At 66.5% G+C, this 15,454-nt stretch carries 20 protein-coding genes; 15 read left to right on the top strand and 5 right to left on the bottom strand.

The genetic code is table 11. The features are described 5' to 3' along the window. Positions 1-60 precede the first annotated feature (60 nt). Positions 61-1,542, top strand: a complete 1,482-nt coding sequence (locus tag ACFQRE_RS18245; RefSeq protein WP_380125176.1) for a glutamate-cysteine ligase family protein — start codon at positions 61-63, stop codon at positions 1,540-1,542. A gap of 3 nt (positions 1,543-1,545) precedes the next feature. Here the strand turns inward: ACFQRE_RS18245 and ACFQRE_RS18250 are convergent, their stop codons facing one another. Next, complete coding sequence (locus ACFQRE_RS18250) at positions 1,546-2,154, bottom strand: histidine phosphatase family protein (RefSeq protein ID WP_380125178.1); 609 nt, start codon at positions 2,152-2,154, stop codon at positions 1,546-1,548. A 26-nt stretch (positions 2,155-2,180) separates the two neighbouring features. Here ACFQRE_RS18250 and ACFQRE_RS18255 point away from each other — a divergent pair, with 26 nt between their 5' ends. The 10 genes from ACFQRE_RS18255 to ACFQRE_RS18300 all read left to right on the top strand — a co-directional run bounded on the left by ACFQRE_RS18255 (position 2,181) and on the right by ACFQRE_RS18300 (position 8,534). Then, positions 2,181-2,726, top strand: coding sequence for a DUF1697 domain-containing protein (locus ACFQRE_RS18255; protein WP_380125180.1), 546 nt, complete (start codon positions 2,181-2,183; stop codon positions 2,724-2,726). Next, positions 2,723-3,193, top strand: a complete 471-nt coding sequence (locus ACFQRE_RS18260; RefSeq protein WP_380125182.1) for an OsmC family protein — start codon at positions 2,723-2,725, stop codon at positions 3,191-3,193. Before ACFQRE_RS18255 ends, ACFQRE_RS18260 begins: the two co-directional genes overlap by 4 nt. A gap of 3 nt (positions 3,194-3,196) precedes the next feature. Continuing rightward, positions 3,197-3,820: an L-threonylcarbamoyladenylate synthase gene (locus ACFQRE_RS18265; protein WP_380125184.1), complete on the top strand. Its 624-nt coding sequence runs from the start codon at positions 3,197-3,199 to the stop codon at positions 3,818-3,820. Positions 3,821-3,826: 6 nt separating this feature from the next. After that, positions 3,827-4,606, top strand: a complete 780-nt coding sequence (locus tag ACFQRE_RS18270) for a GNAT family N-acetyltransferase (protein ID WP_380125186.1) — start codon at positions 3,827-3,829, stop codon at positions 4,604-4,606. A gap of 277 nt (positions 4,607-4,883) precedes the next feature. Continuing rightward, positions 4,884-5,192 carry a DUF1905 domain-containing protein gene (locus tag ACFQRE_RS18275; RefSeq protein WP_380125189.1) on the top strand — a complete coding sequence of 103 codons (309 nt, stop codon included), beginning with the start codon at positions 4,884-4,886 and terminating at the stop codon, positions 5,190-5,192. A 226-nt stretch (positions 5,193-5,418) separates the two neighbouring features. After that, positions 5,419-6,294 carry a phosphotransferase gene (locus tag ACFQRE_RS18280; protein ID WP_380125191.1) on the top strand — a complete coding sequence of 292 codons (876 nt, stop codon included), beginning with the start codon at positions 5,419-5,421 and terminating at the stop codon, positions 6,292-6,294. Next, complete coding sequence (locus tag ACFQRE_RS18285; RefSeq protein WP_380125193.1) at positions 6,291-6,602, top strand: hypothetical protein; 312 nt, start codon at positions 6,291-6,293, stop codon at positions 6,600-6,602. Before ACFQRE_RS18280 ends, ACFQRE_RS18285 begins: the two co-directional genes overlap by 4 nt. Positions 6,603-6,724: 122 nt before the next feature. Next, positions 6,725-7,426 carry a methyltransferase domain-containing protein gene (locus ACFQRE_RS18290; RefSeq protein ID WP_380125861.1) on the top strand — a complete coding sequence of 234 codons (702 nt, stop codon included), beginning with the start codon at positions 6,725-6,727 and terminating at the stop codon, positions 7,424-7,426. Positions 7,427-7,457: 31 nt separating this feature from the next. Continuing rightward, positions 7,458-8,054, top strand: a complete 597-nt coding sequence (locus ACFQRE_RS18295; protein ID WP_380125195.1) for a GNAT family N-acetyltransferase — start codon at positions 7,458-7,460, stop codon at positions 8,052-8,054. A gap of 24 nt (positions 8,055-8,078) precedes the next feature. Further along, on the top strand, positions 8,079-8,534 hold the full coding sequence (locus ACFQRE_RS18300; RefSeq protein ID WP_380125197.1) for a hypothetical protein: 456 nt from the start codon (positions 8,079-8,081) through the stop codon (positions 8,532-8,534). Here ACFQRE_RS18300 and ACFQRE_RS18305 read toward each other — a convergent pair. Beyond that, positions 8,515-9,612, bottom strand: a complete 1,098-nt coding sequence (locus tag ACFQRE_RS18305) for an ATP-binding protein (RefSeq protein WP_380125199.1) — start codon at positions 9,610-9,612, stop codon at positions 8,515-8,517. The genes ACFQRE_RS18300 and ACFQRE_RS18305 overlap by 20 nt on opposite strands. Positions 9,613-9,622: 10 nt before the next feature. Beyond that, complete coding sequence (locus tag ACFQRE_RS18310) at positions 9,623-10,318, bottom strand: response regulator transcription factor (RefSeq protein ID WP_380125201.1); 696 nt, start codon at positions 10,316-10,318, stop codon at positions 9,623-9,625. Between the two features lie 87 nt (positions 10,319-10,405). Here ACFQRE_RS18310 and ACFQRE_RS18315 point away from each other — a divergent pair, with 87 nt between their 5' ends. Further along, complete coding sequence (locus tag ACFQRE_RS18315) at positions 10,406-11,086, top strand: M15 family metallopeptidase (protein ID WP_380125203.1); 681 nt, start codon at positions 10,406-10,408, stop codon at positions 11,084-11,086. Between the two features lie 83 nt (positions 11,087-11,169). After that, positions 11,170-12,255: a phospho-N-acetylmuramoyl-pentapeptide-transferase gene (gene mraY, locus ACFQRE_RS18320; protein WP_380125205.1), complete on the top strand. Its 1,086-nt coding sequence runs from the start codon at positions 11,170-11,172 to the stop codon at positions 12,253-12,255. An 85-nt stretch (positions 12,256-12,340) separates the two neighbouring features. On the opposite strand, the gene ACFQRE_RS18325 is transcribed toward mraY, so the two are convergent. Together ACFQRE_RS18325 and ACFQRE_RS18330 are read right to left on the bottom strand one after the other, a co-directional pair. Continuing rightward, on the bottom strand, positions 12,341-13,120 hold the full coding sequence (locus tag ACFQRE_RS18325; protein ID WP_380125207.1) for an arginase family protein: 780 nt from the start codon (positions 13,118-13,120) through the stop codon (positions 12,341-12,343). A gap of 166 nt (positions 13,121-13,286) precedes the next feature. Then, positions 13,287-13,865 carry a TetR/AcrR family transcriptional regulator gene (locus ACFQRE_RS18330; protein ID WP_380125209.1) on the bottom strand — a complete coding sequence of 193 codons (579 nt, stop codon included), beginning with the start codon at positions 13,863-13,865 and terminating at the stop codon, positions 13,287-13,289. A gap of 72 nt (positions 13,866-13,937) precedes the next feature. Between ACFQRE_RS18330 and ACFQRE_RS18335 the strand changes: the two genes are divergently transcribed. Together ACFQRE_RS18335 and ACFQRE_RS18340 are read left to right on the top strand one after the other, a co-directional pair. Next, complete coding sequence (locus tag ACFQRE_RS18335) at positions 13,938-14,234, top strand: hypothetical protein (protein ID WP_380125211.1); 297 nt, start codon at positions 13,938-13,940, stop codon at positions 14,232-14,234. 241 nt (positions 14,235-14,475) lie between these two features. Then, entirely contained in the window at positions 14,476-14,847 is a 372-nt protein-coding gene (locus ACFQRE_RS18340; RefSeq protein WP_380125213.1) for a DoxX family protein, read from the top strand. The last annotated feature ends 607 nt before the right edge of the window (positions 14,848-15,454 follow it).

The following is a 15,454-nucleotide window of genomic DNA, read 5'->3' on the forward strand; positions in this document are numbered from 1 at the left end:
ATGGTGATTGAGTTGGCCCTCCGGGCCGACGTTCGGGCAACAGATCGGGAGGTGAATGGCGTGGGTGCTGAGGTCAGCGCACAGAGCTACACACGCGAGGAGCGGCAGCGCTATCGCGAGAAGGTGCGTCAGAACCTCGACGTGTTCGAACGGATGCTCAGCCAGCACTCCTTCGAGTTCGACCGACCGCTGACGGGGCTCGAGATCGAGCTCAACCTCGTCAACGCGGACTTCGACCCGCACTTCGCCAACGCCGAGGTCCTGCAGGCCATCGCGGATCCGGGCTACCAGACCGAGCTGGCGAAATACAACATCGAGCTCAATGTCCTGCCGAGGCCGCTGCCGGGGGACTCCGCGATCGAGCTCGAGCACGACCTGCGGGAGTCGCTCAACGCCGCCGACGCCAAGGCTCGCGAGGTGGGCTCGCGACTCGTGGCCATCGGCATCCTCCCGACGATCATGCCGGAGCACTACGAGGGGGAGTGGATCAGCGACAACAACCGCTACACCGCTCTCAACGACTCGATCTTCGTGGCTCGCGGCGAGGACATCTTCCTCGACATCACCGGTCCGCAGGGCGAGCGCGTGTCAACCTACTGCGACTCCATCGCGCCGGAGTCGGCCTGCACGAGCGTGCAGCTGCACCTCCAGGTGTCACCCTCCGACTTCGCCGACCACTGGAACGCCGCCCAGGCGATCTCTCCCGTCCAGGTCGCCCTGGCCGCCAACTCACCGTTCTTCTTCGGGAAGCGACTGCACGCGGAGACGCGCATCGAGCTGTTCAAGCAGGCGACCGACACCCGGCCCATCGAACTGAAGAACCAGGGCGTCCGTCCCCGCGTCTTCTTCGGCGAGCGCTGGATCACCTCGATCTTCGACCTCTTCGAGGAGAACTCCCGCTACTTCCCGGCCCTGCTCGCAGAGACCACCGACGAGGACCCCATGGCCAAGCTGGATGCCGGTGAGGCACCAGAACTCGCCGAACTCCGTCTCCACAACGGCACGGTCTATCGCTGGAACCGCCCGATCTACGACATCGTCAAGGGCCGACCCCACCTGCGGGTCGAGAACCGGGTGCTCCCGGCCGGTCCGACCATCGCGGACACCCTTGCCAACGCCGCCTTCTACTACGGCGTGGTGCGCAAGCTGGCGTCCACGGAGCGCCCCGTCTGGACCAAGATGAGCTTCGCCGCGTGCGAGGAGAACTTCCACCGCGGCGCCCGGGACGGCATCGAAGCCCGCCTCTACTGGCCCGGGTTCGGCGAGGTCGGCGCCGACGAGCTCGTCCTGCGACACCTGCTCCCGCTCGCTCACGAGGGTCTCGAGGAGTGGGGCGTCTCGCAGGCCGTTCGTGACCGCTTCCTCGGCATCATCGAGGCGCGCTGTCAGGCCGGCGCCAACGGAGCCACGTGGCAGACCGACGCGGTGCGGCGCTTCGAGGAGCGGGGATCTGACCGTCTCAAGGCCCTGCACCAGATGCTCGAGCTCTACACGGAGCACATGAGCACCAACGAGCCCGTGCACACGTGGCCGCTGCCCTGAAACTCATCCCAAGCTGTTCCAGAGCTTGATGGCGGGTTGCTCGCGTTCGTACTCGAGCACGCTCACCGACCCCGCATCGAGCAAGAGCTTGGCCGCGAATCTCGGCTGCTCCCGCAGGAAGGTCGTCGCAAGGACCCGAAGCGCATGTCCGTGGCCGAACAGGAGCACGTCTCGCGTGGCGAGGACCGGCGCTGCCCGCAGCAGGACGCGCGAGGCCCGCGCCGCGACTTCCTCGACCGTCTCGCCAGGCGTCTCACCCGGCACTACGCCGTGCTCGAACGCGGCCCACTCGTAGCCGACCTCGGCCCGGATCTCCTTGGTCGTCCGGCCCTCGTAGGCGCCGTAGTCCCACTCGACGAGGTTGGGATCGACCTCGGGAGAACCGAACCCGGCGATCTCGGCCGTTCGTCGGGCACGCTGCATCGGTGACGACAGGACGAGTCCGAAGTCAAACCCCGACAGCCTCTCCTGCAGCCTCGAGGCGTCGGCCTCACCCTCAGCGGTCAGCGGGATGTCGGTCGTGCCGGTGTGCTGACCGGACTCGCTCCACTCGGTCTTGCCGTGACGAACGAGGACGATGCGTCCTTCGGGGACTGCGGGTGCACCGGTCATGTGCGCCACTCTGGCAGGATCGGCGTATGCCGCGCCACCTCGCCTTCCTGCGTGCCATCAACCTTGGTGCGCACCACAAGGTGCCCATGGCGGAACTCAGGGAGCGGCTGGCCGGCGCTGGCTTCACCGACGTCGAGACGCACATCCAGACGGGCAACATCGCGCTCACCTCGACGATGCGCTCGGGCGCGAAGGTCGAGCTGGCCATCGAGGACCTTCTGCGCGAGTGGCGAGGCTTCGAGGTCCCGACCATGGTGCGGTCGCCCGCCGAGTTCGGCGAGATGGCCGCCGCGATCGACGCGATGCCCCCACTCATCGACAACAACGCGCGCCGCTACGTGGCCTTCGCCAAGGGCGAGGTGAGCAAGGACGCCCAACGTGCGCTCACGGCATACGCCGACACGCCTGAACGTTCCTGTGTCGTGGGCCGAGACCTCCTTCTCGAGATCGACGGCGACTTCCACACCGCCCGGCTCGCTGGCGCCAAGCTCGAACGGCTCGCCGGCACACCGCTCACGGCGCGCGACATCAAGGTCGTGCGCGCCATCGACGAGAAATGGAGCACCACATGACCGAGTCGGCAACACAGAGCACGACCGCGCCCGAGACCGGTGGCACCGGGCCGGGACACCGCTCGGTCACGTTGACGCGCACCAGCCACGGCGAGTTCGACGTGACCAACTCGCGGGGCGGGACCATCCACATCGGCACGGGTGAGTCCGACGACTTCACGCCGGTCGAGCTCCTGCTCACCGCCATCGCCGGCTGCAGCGCGGTCGACGTCGACTTCATCACGGCAAAGCGCGCCGAGCCGACCGAGTTCACCGTCGTGAGCGAGGGTGTGAAGGCCAAGAGTGCCGAAAAGGGCAACCACATGGAGGACCTTGAGGTGACCTTCCGGGTGCGTTTCCCGCAGGGCCCCGAAGGCGACAAAGCACGCGAGATGCTGCCGCGGTCGATCGCCCAGTCGCGTGACCGCCTGTGCACCGTGTCGCGCACGGTGCAGCTCGGCACGCCCATCACGATGGCCGAGGGCTGAGCGATGGCGCGCTATCTGGACGTCCACCCGGTCGACCCGCAGCCCCGCTCGATCAAGCAGGCCGTCGACACCCTGCGTGAGGGTGGGCTGATCGCCTACCCGACCGACTCCGGTTACGCGCTGGGCGCTGCCCTCGGCAACCAGTCGGCCAAGGACCGCATCCGCGACATCCGCCAGCTCGACGACAAGCACCACTACACGTTGGTGTGCGCCGACTTCGCGCAGCTCGGACACTTCGTCCACGTCGACAACGCGGTGTTCCGGGCGGTCAAGGCGTCGACCCCCGGCCCCTACACGTTCATCCTCCCGGCGACCGGCGAAGTGCCGCGTCGAGTGCTGCACCCCAAGAAGAAGACCGTCGGCGTGCGCATCCCCGAACACCCCGTGGTCCAGGCATTGCTCGCCGAGCTGGGCGAGCCGATGCTGACGTCCACCCTCATCCTTCCCGGCGCCACCGAGCCGATGACCGATGGTTGGCAGGTCAAGGAAGAGCTCGACCACGTCGTCGATGTCGTCATCGACTCGGGGGAGTGCGGGACCGAGCCCACGACCGTCATCGACCTGTCCGGAGATGTCGCCGAAGTGCTCCGGGTGGGCGCTGGCGATCCGAGCCGCTTCGAGGGCTGAGCCGCGATGGGGGCGTTCCCGGACCTCGTCCTGCAGTCGATCACCCGTCATGGCGTGGTGCCCAGTCGCGGGTACGTCACGCTCGGCCACTACGACGCCCTGATCAGCCGCTACCCACCCGAGCCGGAGCGGGCGTTCGTCGTCCACTGGACCCGCTCGGATCGGGACGCCGAGGACCTTTTCGGTGAGCTCACGGCATACCTGCGTGAGTTCGGAGCGCGCAGCGCGGAGTGGTGGTTTCGGGACGACTCGACGCCCGAGGGGCTCGAGGAGCTCGTGCTCGCAGTGGGGGCCACGACGATCGAGGACCAGGTGTGCGTGGCGCGCGCTGTGGATGAGGGCCTTCCCGAGATCGCGCCCGGCGTCCGGGTCACCGTCGTTGACGATGCGGGGGGACTCGACGCGATGGTCGACATCGGCGTCGAGGTTTTTGCCAGTCCGGTCCCGCCGGATCGCGACGAACTCCTGGCCGAGGTGCTCGAGGAGCTGGCGCGCGCGCAAGGGGCGTGGGTCATCGGATGGCTCGACGGTGATCCGGTCGGTCGCGCGCGGGTCGGGTTCGAGTCGAATGTGGCACCGCTCGTCGGGGCAGCGGTGCTGCCGCACGCTCGCCGTCGCGGTGTGTATGCCGCCATGCTCGCCGCCCGCCTCGACCTCGCCGCGATGGCCCGGTGTCACACGGCCGTCACCAAGGCTCGACGCACCCAGTCGCTGCCCGTCCTGCTGCGCGAGGGCTTCGTCCCCATCGGTCACGAACGCGCGCACCTGCTCACGATCCCGGAGTGAACGCGCCCCAGACGGACGTCACCCCCACCGCTTCATGAGCCCCTGGACCGGTGGGGGTGACGACGGCCTGCTCAGGACGAAACGAGCAGGCGCGGCCGCCGGAGCGAGGAACTCCCTGATCTTCGCTCCCGCAGCGAGACCCACCCTAGGAAGGCTGCGGTCAACGCAGGGTTCGGCAAGAGTCAAGAGTTGGTATGCCGGGTCAAGACTTCGTGGCCACCCGCCGGGGTTGCGGTGTCCCGAGTCTTCGTCCCCGGCCGCGGCTATGTTGTCGCGCATGATCAGCGACGTGGTCGAGTTCGAGTTCGCGGGCGAGGTGTGGGAGTGGCGCGGACCGGCGCCGTACCACTTCATCTCGGTTCCTGAGGACCTGTGCGACGAGGTCCGCGAGGCCGGCGAGCTGGTCAGCTACGGCTGGGGGATGGTGCCGGTGACGCTGCGCATCGGTGGCACCGAGTGGACGACGTCGCTGTGGCCGAAGGACGGTGGCTACGTCGTGCCGCTCAAGGACAAGGTGCGGCGCGCAGAGACCGTGGAGCTCGGGGACGTCGTGACAGTGTCGATGGAAATCCAGCTGCGACTGTGAACATCCAGGGCCCCGGGTCGCGTGCCGGCGAACCGCCGCACACCCAGCTGAGCAACGTTGGCCCGGGCGTGGTGGTAGTCCAGTTCCCGTGCCTGTCCCATATCGTTGACGATATGGCTGATCTGACCGAACCGTGCCCCAATTGCGGCCAGTTGATGCGCTGGGAGACTTCGCACGAGCGGTGCGACGGATGCGGCTACATCCGACCCTGCTGCGAAGGCGCGCCTTGCCCGATTCCCTGAGCGGGTCCTTGGCTGATCGGCTGAGCCCGGCTCAGCGAGAGCTCGTGGGGGAGTGGTTGCCAGACGCCGAGTTCGTGCGGGACCACAGCTGGGGCCTGATCGGAACGGTCGTTCTCGAAGCTGTTGTCGGCGGTGACACCGTGATCATCAAGGCGGCCGACGAGAGCGATGGCCACCTCGCACGTGAGTTGCGAGCTCATCGTGAGTGGCTGGGACCGTGGGTTGCCGTGGATCGGGCGCCTCGGATACTCCATGCCGATGACGAGGTCAAAGTTCTTGTCACTCAGTTCTTGCCCGGCGAACTGGTCCAGGACAGGGACGCAGAGCACGAGCCCGATACCTACCGGCAGGCCGGAGCGCTGCTCGAATTGTTGCATGGGCAGCTCGAGGTCGTCGATGAGGGCTACTGGAGGCGGGAGCAACTCAGCGCGCTGGGTTGGCTGGACAAGCCGCACCGCATCGAGGCCGATGTCGAGGTGCGGCTTCGGGACATCGTCAAGTCGTGGCCGACACCGGCCAGCGTCGTCGTGCCAACCCATGGGGACTGGCAGCCGCGCAACTGGGTGATCCACGACGGTGTCGTGTCCGCGATCGACTTCGGACGCGCCGCCCTGCGGCCGGCATACACAGATTTCGCACGGCTGGCTGCGCAACAGTTCCTCCAGGACCCACGCCTCGAAGAGGCGTTCCTCGAGGGGTACGGATCGGATCCGCGCGATCCGCAGGGCTGGCAACGACAGCGGATCCGGGAGGCCGTCGGCACGGCTGTGTGGGCCCACCAGGTGGGCGACGTTGACTTCGAGGCACAGGGTCATCGCATGCTGGCAGCAGCACTCGACGACGAAGGGAAGCTCGCATGACCCCTCAGGATGATGTCGTGGCGACCGATCCGCTTGAGGTCAGTGCCTTGGCCATCAATGTCAACGTTCCGGAAGCGTTGCAGTGGAACGATTCTCGACGGGGCGAGGAGTTCATTCTCTCCACTCTCAACATCCGGCTGCTCCCTGACGGACACGTCGCGGCGAAGGCCTATGGCCGACCCGTGGCCGGTGGAAGAGGCGGCTACACCTCGTTCCGCGTGCCGGATCGTCCCGAACTGGCGGAGCTCATCGATGCCGCGGCAACGCGAGCAAGCGAGCTGTGGTCAGCACACCTGGGGTTGCAGTGATGGGGGCTGGTGCCAAGGCCGACCGTTACACCCACGGTCACGAGTCGGCGACCCTTGCATCACACGGGAAGCGCACTGCTGCAAACTCCTGCGGCTACTTGTTGCCCGTCCTTGCGCCAGGGATGCGCGTCCTCGACGTTGGCTGCGGTCCGGGCACGATCACGCTCGACCTCGCGGCGATCGTGACGCCCGGTGAGGTGGTTGGGATCGAACCCGTCGAGGGCCCACTCGATGCCGCTCGCGAGGAGGCTCTGCGCAGAGGGGATTCTGTGACGCGTTTCGAGCTCGCCGATGTCTGTGCGCTGCCCTATGACGACGACAGCTTCGATGTCGTGCACGCGCATCAGGTGCTGCAACATCTCACTGATCCAGCGCGCGCGTTGAGGGAGATGGCGCGTGTGTGCCGGCGCGGTGGGTGGATTGCGGCACGGGACGCGGACTATGCGGCAATGACCTGGTTCCCCGAGGTTCCGGCGCTGGACGACTGGCGTTCCCTCTATCGCCGGGTCGCCCGGGCCAATGGTGCTGAGCCAGACGCTGCCCGTCGCCTGCGTGGCTGGGCACAGGCTGCCGGGCTCGATGATGCCCAACTCACGTCGAGCGTGTGGACCTATGCCGACGACTCGACGTGTCGATGGTGGGGCGAGAGCCAGGCGGAGCGCTGCACTGGACCGACCTTTGCGGCGCAGGCCGCCGAGCAGGGCGTCAGTGCCGACCAACTCGCTCGGATCGGTGACGGGTGGCGAGCCTGGGGCGCGGCCCCCGACGCCTGGTTCGCGATCCTGCACGGAGAACTGCTCGCGCAGGTGGCCAGAGACGCGTGAGTTCTCGATGCGCTCCGGCTAACCTCGGGGCGTGACGATCCGGCCGGCCACCCTTGACGACCTCGAGGCGATGCGTCGGGTCTGCCTGCTCACGGGGGACAGTGGCCAGGATGCGACGGGCCGATGGTCGAGCGATGGTCTCCTTCCCGACGTGTACCTCGAGCCGTACGTCCGGTACCCGGCTGCGCTGGGCTGGGTGGTGCAGGAGGGGGGCCATGTTGCGGGCTACGTCGTGGGTGTCGCTGACACGGATGACTTTGCCAACTGGTGGCGCCAGTCATGGGTGCCGGAGTTCGTCGGGCGGCACGGAGACACGTCGTCGCGCGACGACGAGATGTGGCTGTTCGACGGTGGGACCCGCCCAGAGCTGATGCTCAGGCTGGTCGCGGCCACGGGGTACCCGGCGCATCTGCACATCGACCTGCTGCCCGAGGCTCAGGGGCGTGGCCTCGGCCGAGAGCTTTTGCGCACCTTCGGCGAGGAGCTGGTCGTTCGTGACGTGGCCGGTGTGCACCTCGGAGTCGGTGAAGACAACGTGGGTGCGGCGGCGTTCTATCGCCGGCTCGGGTTCGACGAGCCCGCCCCCGGCGTCATGTCGTCACCGTCGGCCAGGCTCGCCAGGTCGTGACAGGCGCAGGCAAGGAACAACGAGATGGAGGCTGTGATGCGCAATGAGGTCATGGCCCGGCTGGATGCCTTGGTCGGGTCGTGGAGCACGACGTTGAGCGGTGCCTGGTTCTTGGAACCAGCTGATCTGGAGGTGCCCGGTTCAGCCACCGTCGAGTGGTTGGACCACACCTTCGTGGTGTGCAGGTGGACCATGCAGGGCGATTCTGGTGTGGCCACGAGCGAGCAACTGTTGGTTCTTGGTCGCAGCGACGCGCGTGACGAGTTCACTGCGCTCTATCACGACGAGAGGGGCGTCTGCCGAGTCTTTGCCATGACGTTCGACGGTGCGCAGTGGATCCTCACTCGCGAGGATCCGGACATGTTTCAGCGCTTCATCGCTGAGGTCACACCGGATCGAATCACGGGTCGTTGGGAGGCCTCTGATGACCAGGGGTCCACGTGGCGCAAGGACTTCGATCTCACCTTCGTTCGGAACTGACCGGAGGTTCGCCCGGGAGGCGGACCGATGCGGACAAGCCGCCACCTTCTCGTGGAGCGAGGGTCAGGGTTCCGTCGTGGGCGCGCACGATGCTCTGGACAATCGCCAGACCGAGGCCCACGCCTGCGTGATCGGTGCGGATGCGCTGACTTCCGCGATGGAAGGGCTCGACGATGGTCGACACCAACTGCTTTGAGAGTGCGGCGCCGGTGTTTTCCACCGTGAGGACAGCACGGCCAGACTCGGTTCCAGTCGTGACCCAGATGGTGCCGTCATCAGCCAGGTTGTGGACGATCGCGTTGTGCACCAGGTTCGTCGACAGTTGCAGCAGCAGCGCGTGTGACCCGACGGTGGGGGAGTAGTCGGCGTCGGTCACGATGTCGATGCCGCGCGCCTCGGCCAGGGGGAGCAGTGTCTCCGTTGCCTCTTCGGCCATGAGGGAGAGGTCGACCTGCTCGCGCGTGAACGACCGTTGGTCGGCGCGGCTGAGGAGGAGGAGTGCTTCGGTGAGGTCGATCGCTCGGGTGTTGACGAAGCGGAGGCGTTCGACGAGCTCACCAGCGTCCCGGTTCGGATCGGTCCGCGCCACATCGAGAAGCGTCTGGGAGATTGCGAGTGGGGTGCGCAGTTCGTGCGAGGCGTTGGCCGCGAACCTCTGCTGCTCGAGGATGTGTGCCTCGAGCCGGGCGAGCATCGTGTCGAAGGCGTCGGCGAGCTCCCGGAACTCGTCCTGGGGACCCTCCAACTGGATCCGATGAGCGAGGGATCCGTCGGTGGCCATGCGCGTGGCTCGAGTGATGCGAGACAGGGGAGCGAGCATCCGGCCCGCGAGGACCCAGCCGCCAACCAGGCCGAGCACGAGCAGTGCGGCCATGGCCCAGGCAGCTTTCGGGACGAAGGCGCGCTGGAGGTCGGAGCGATTGGGGATGAACCTCCCCGGTCCGGGTCCCAGGCTCGGTCCCGAGGTCACGTCCGGCACATAGCGCAGGAGGAAGACCCACACCACTGCGAGCAGCAGGCCGCCCGCGACCATGAGGAACCCGGCGTAGCTCAGGGTGAGTTTGAGGCGAACGGTCATCCCGGGTTCTCTATCCACGGTCTGGCTGCTCCGATCCAGTCACAGGCGCAGTGTCCATGCGGTAGCCGACACCGGGCACCGTGCTGATGATCCAGGGTTCGCCGAGGCGTTTGCGCAGCGCCGACACCGTGATGCGTACGGCGTTGGTGAAGGGATCGGCGTTCTCGTCCCAAGCCCGTTCGAGGAGCTGCTCCGCGCTGACGACACCACCTTCGGCCGCGATGAGAACTTCGAGCACGGCGAACTGCTTCCTCGTCAACGCGACGTAGCGTCCGTCGCGAAAGACCTCGCGTCGGAAGGGGTCCAGCCGGACACCGGCGAGCTCTCGCACCGGTGGGCGACTGTGGCCGCGCCTGCGATCGAGAGCCCTCAGTCGAAGGACGAGCTCCTGGAGCTCGAAGGGTTTGGTGAGGTAGTCATCGGCCCCGAGCTCGAAGCCGGAAGCCTTGTCGTCGAGTCGGTCTGCGGCCGTGAGCATGAGAATGGGTATGCCGCTGCCCGACGCGACAATGTGGCTCGCGACCTCGTCGCCGGAAGGCCCCGGGATGTCGCGATCGAGGACTGCAATCTCGTAGGTGTTGATGCTGAGCAGTTCCAGGGCGGCGTGACCGTCAGGTGCGATGTCGGCGGCAATCGCCTCCAACCGGAGCCCGTCGCGGATGGCTTCTGCCATGAGGGGCTCGTCCTCGACGATCAGCACACGCATGCCTGCGATGCTATGACTGTCGCGATATCGCTGACGTATGCAAAACGGCATACGGGCTGGCAACACGCCGCGACCTTGACTGAGCGCGTGACCTACAGCGACGCAGCGCGAACCGTGGACACACGACGCCGGACGGGATTGATCCGGGCCGGCGTCGTGTTGGCCGCCCTCGCCGTGATGGCGGCTGGCCTCGGCCACCATTTGCTCAGGAGCTCGCCTTCGACGTCGGCCGCGCCCCTCATCGTGTCGCCCTCCCGGTCATCGGTGTCGGCGCCCAGTCCACGCATTTCTCGGGGAGTGCAGCAGCCCGCAGGCCTCGGTGCCACGGGCGAGGTGCCCGACGGGGTGACGGTCTTCAACGACAGGGTTGCGGCCGTGACCAAACTCGACCCCGATCTGCTGGCTGCCCTGCGCCGCGCGGCGAAGGATGCCGAGGCTCACGGGCAGGCGCTGGTCGTGAACAGTGGCTGGCGCTCGCCGGAGTACCAGGAGCGGCTCTTGCGTGATGCGATCGCGCAGCACGGCTCGAAAAAGGAGGCGGCTCGGTGGGTCGCGACGCCCAAGACGTCCGCCCACGTGGCGGGGGAGGCGGTGGACCTGGGGCCATCTGCGTCCGCGGCGTGGCTGTCGAGGAATGGCGCCCGCTATGGGCTGTGCCAGATCTACCGGAACGAGCCGTGGCACTTCGAGCTGCGGCCGGACGCCGTTGAGCATGGTTGTCCGCGCATGTATGCCGATCCGACGAAGGATCCGAGGATGCAGGGGTGACAAGGGGGCGCGTGTCGATGCCCCGCTGTCGGACGCGCCTCATCCAGACTTGCCTGCACGTCGAGGTTTGTTGGAGGAAGTTCATGCGGGCCGTTGGGCTGAGCGGTGCCTTGGCGCTGGCCTTTGCACTCTTTGGGACCCGTGTCGCGATCGGGTGGTTCACCAGGCACGGCTTTGGCCAGCCGATTCGCGTCGATGGCCCGACGACCCACCATGTCAAGCGCGGTACGCCGACCATGGGAGGCGTCGTCATCGTGGTCGGCGCGACCGCGGCATACCTGATCGCGACGTTCCTGACGGGGAGTCGCCCGAGTGCCAGCGCGTGGTTGTTGCTTCTCCTGTTCGCGGGGTGCGCAGCGGTCGGCTTCCTCGATGACTTCATCAAGGTCTACCGACAGCACAACCAAGGCCTGCGCAGCGGCCCGAAGATGGCTGGACAGACCTTCGTCGCGCTCGTGTTCGGGATCCTGGCAACCCAGTTCTTCGCCAACGACAGGGGAGTCACCCCGGCTTCGCAGCACCTTTCCACGACGCACGACTGGGGAGTCAAACTGCCCCTGATCGTGGTCCTGCTCGTGATCTGGTTCGTCGTCACCGCGACCTCCAACGGCGCCAACCTCACGGACGGCGCTGACGGGCTGCTCACTGGCATTGGCGCCATGATCTTTGGTGCGTACGCGCTCGTGAACATCTGGCAGAGCAACCAGTTGTGCGGTTCCGCGCGACCGTCGTTGGTGGAGTCGCAGTGCTACCAGGTGCGGGATCCCTTGGACCTTGCGGTCTTCGCCATTGCCATCTCCGGTGCCTGCGCGGGATTCCTGTGGTGGAACGCCAAGCCTGCGCGAATCATCATGGGCGACGTCGGTTCATTGGCCATCGGGGGAGCGCTCGCGGGTCTTGCGATCATGTCCCGCACGGAGCTGCTCATGGCGGTCATCGCCGGGGTCTTCGTCCTCGAAACGATGTCGGTGCTGGTTCAGGTTGGCTACTTCAAGCTCACCAAGCGACTCACCGGTGTCGGGCGCCGGGTTTTCCGGATCGCGCCCATCCATCATCACTTCGAACACCTGGGTTGGGACGAGGTCAACGTCGTCATCCGCTTCTGGGTGATCGCCGGAGTTTTCGTCCTCGCGGGGCTGGGCCTGTTCTACACGGCCTGGCTGATCTGAGTTCTGAAGGCTTCAGGGGATGGCAGGCTCCATGGTGAGCGGCCGGTCCCAGGTCCGCCGATCACCTCGAGGCAGGGCCCGTGGTTCAGAATTGAAAGGCGGCAACCAACTCGCGGATCAGGTTCTCCTCCGCAATCACCGGCCTCGGGCCTGGCGCGTATTCACAGATCGCCGCACCGATGAGACCCGGGACCTCGCGCGCCAAGGCGATAAGACGCTCCGCGGTCACGCCGTGTGGCTCGGAATAGCCGACCGATCTGAAGTCCGCAGGATCCAGCACGTCGAGATCGATGTGTAGGTACACCGGCCCGGCTAGGCCATCGAGGACCCGCTCGAAGTCGGCCACCGCATGTTGACGGAGCCCAGTGCGTGCAAGGTAGGCCAGTTCCGGATCGCCACCGACCCGGCGTCCGGCTAGCCGGACCTGTCGCGGATCGAGCGGTTCGCGTGGCACCAGGGCTGCAGGCCCCTCGCCGAGTAACGTTCGAAGGATCATCGCGTGGAATGATCCTGAGCTCAGCTCCCCCGGAGCATAGACGTCGGGGTGGGCATCGATCCACAACACGGTCAGAGCGTCACCGTACCGAGACCGTGCTGCAGCGATCGGGGCCAGGTCGACGCTGCATTCGCCGCCTATCGTGACGACAGGGCCGCTGATATCTGCCAACGCCCGTTTCGTGGCGGCAAGATTCGCGGCGAGTTCGTTGAGCGCGCGTACCCCGCCCCGCATGTCTCCAGGCGCCTCAGTGATCGCCACCTCCACTTGAGACACACCGCCGACGAAGGCACCGGCGGAACGCGAACCGGCCGAGAGGTTGCGTGCATTTGGTGCGCCCGATCCCTGCCATTGCGGGACGATGAGCACTGTGTAAGCAGACACTGACCTTCCTATCCTTCCTATGCATCCTCGAAGCCCTAGTGAACCTACTTCAGAGCCCTTGAGGCTGCCCGTACTCGACGTCGGCGATGGTCATGTAGGGGCCGTGCAAGACTGCGCGAGCTGTCTGTCGATTCTGTTGTTGTCGGACGCGTCATTCGGGGGCGGCCAGTGCCTGCCCGGTGGTGACGATCGCCTGCGCGGCGATGTCCAGGGGTTCGGTACTGCGCATTGCCCGGCTCAGGACGAAGGCGCCTTCCAGCGCGGCGAGTGTGGCGATCGTGAGTTGGCGGGCCGACTCGGCGGGCAGTCCGAACCGGCCGAAGCTCTCGGTACCGGCGGCGATCCATGCCTCGAACACATCAGCGGTCGCGAGGCGCAGCGGTTCGCTGGTACTGGCGACCTCCAGCGCGACGGTGGCGACGGGGCACGCGTCGGCGTAGTCGCTCTCGCGCAGAGTATGTGCAGCGCCCGCGAAGAAGGTACGGATCCCGGTGGCCAGATCAGGAGCGGGGCCTAGGGCCGCATCGAACAGGTGTACGTACGTGTCGCCGGACCATCGGATCACCTCCGCCCCGAGTTGCTCCTTGCCACCGGGGAAGAAGTGGTAGAGCGAGCCGAACGGCGCGTTGGCCGTCGCGACGATTTGCTTGAGACCCGTGCCGGTATAGCCGTTGCGGCGGAACAGTTCGGCACTGGCCGCCATGATTCGTTGCTTGGTGTCGTTGGGCATGGCCCGTCCTCGAATCCTTGTTGCCGGTGTGGCGGTCCCCGTGTACGTTACATCTCGTTAGAGCGATCTATCATGGCCGACCTGTCGTTCTGGTCCGGCGGCGTGGCCTTCGCGGCGACATTCGCCTTGTTCATCGCCGGAATCGCCCGGGCGGGTGTACGTGACGGGTCGCTGCCGCGCGCCGTCACGTGGACCGGACTGGTGCTCGCCGCCGCCGGACTGCTCTGCCTGCTCGCGCCGGTGGCCGACGGCTTCGGCTACCTACTCCCGGTCGTGCGCTTCGGCGGCACCATCTGGCTAGCGTTCGCCGCCGTCCTCCTGACCCGCACCCGCTCGCTCACCACGAAGATCGACAGAGGCGATGAATGATCGCTCCCGGCTGCCCCACACGCGGCGCCGGGGCGGGGCCATCTCGTGAGGATCGTCGGCGCTGAGCCTCGCACTCACCGGAACCCGCCTCGCCCATCTGGCTGCTCCGCGACGTGTTCGACACTCAGCCGGCTGCGTCGACGAAGAGCGTCGCATCAACCCCTTTCGTGGATCTCGCCGCCGAACAGTTCGGCGGCGACACCGCCCCACCGACCACCCACAATGGAACGGAGATTCCGCAATGAACATGGCACTTTGGATCGCCCAGGGTTTGCTCGCCGCCGCGTTTCTGGCGTCCGGGTACGCGAAGTCCACCCAGACGAAAGAGAAGATGATCGCGACCGGGCAGACCGGCGTCGCGCCGTTCTCCCTTCCTGTCATCAGGGTCGTCGCCGCTCTGGAACTCGCCGCCGCCGTCGGCCTCATCCTGCCGTGGGCGACCGGCATCGCCCCCGTCCTCACCCCGCTCGCCGCAGTCGGCCTCGCGATGGTCATGGTCGGCGCCGCCATCTCACATTGGAGCCTCCGCGAATACAAGCAGGTCTTCGCCATCAACGGCGTCGTCCTGTTGGGATGCCTGTTCGTTGCCGTCGCCAGATTCGCCGACCTGTAGCCAGACGGGTGACCATGTCGACGACGCAGCAGAACCAGGCCTGCGGGGGGGGGGCTTCATCTGATGCAATACGCAGGCAGATACTGGACACCCTGCGTATCAACTCCGGGCGGTAAAAGCACCCCCGATCCGCACTCCACGCGGCTATGAGCCGACGGTTCTCCCACGGGAAAGCGGTAGGGACTGACTCGCCCGACTGATGTACTGGTGTCCCTCGTAAGTTTGCCGAGTTGACGGAGGGGGTCGTCGTGTCGGGCTATGGCGTGCTTGGGCGCAAGAACATGTGTGCCCAGCGCAACAACGAGCGTAGCCAAGCTGTCGACTTGGCCTACGAAACAAGGGAAGCTTTCATCGTTGCCCACGCCGGCGAGATGATGCGATTGCCCCGCATGGCATGGGCGGATGTCCGACGGTTGCGGGCGTATCAGGGGAGTGCGGATGAAGTATCAGATGACATCCGGACTGGTTAACCTTACATAATGTTGATTATCGGCGTAAGAATCCAGCGGTCGTGGAGCCCCAACGAAAGGTAGCGGTGTGTGTCACTGGTCGCGGTAGGTACCCGTCCCATCGGGGGTTATGGTGTTTGTGTTCTGACGTCAACGGG

Origin of the sequence: Knoellia pratensis, assembly GCF_042666395.1 — a bacterium.
Taxonomy (GTDB): Bacteria; Actinomycetota; Actinomycetes; order Actinomycetales; family Dermatophilaceae; genus Knoellia; species Knoellia pratensis.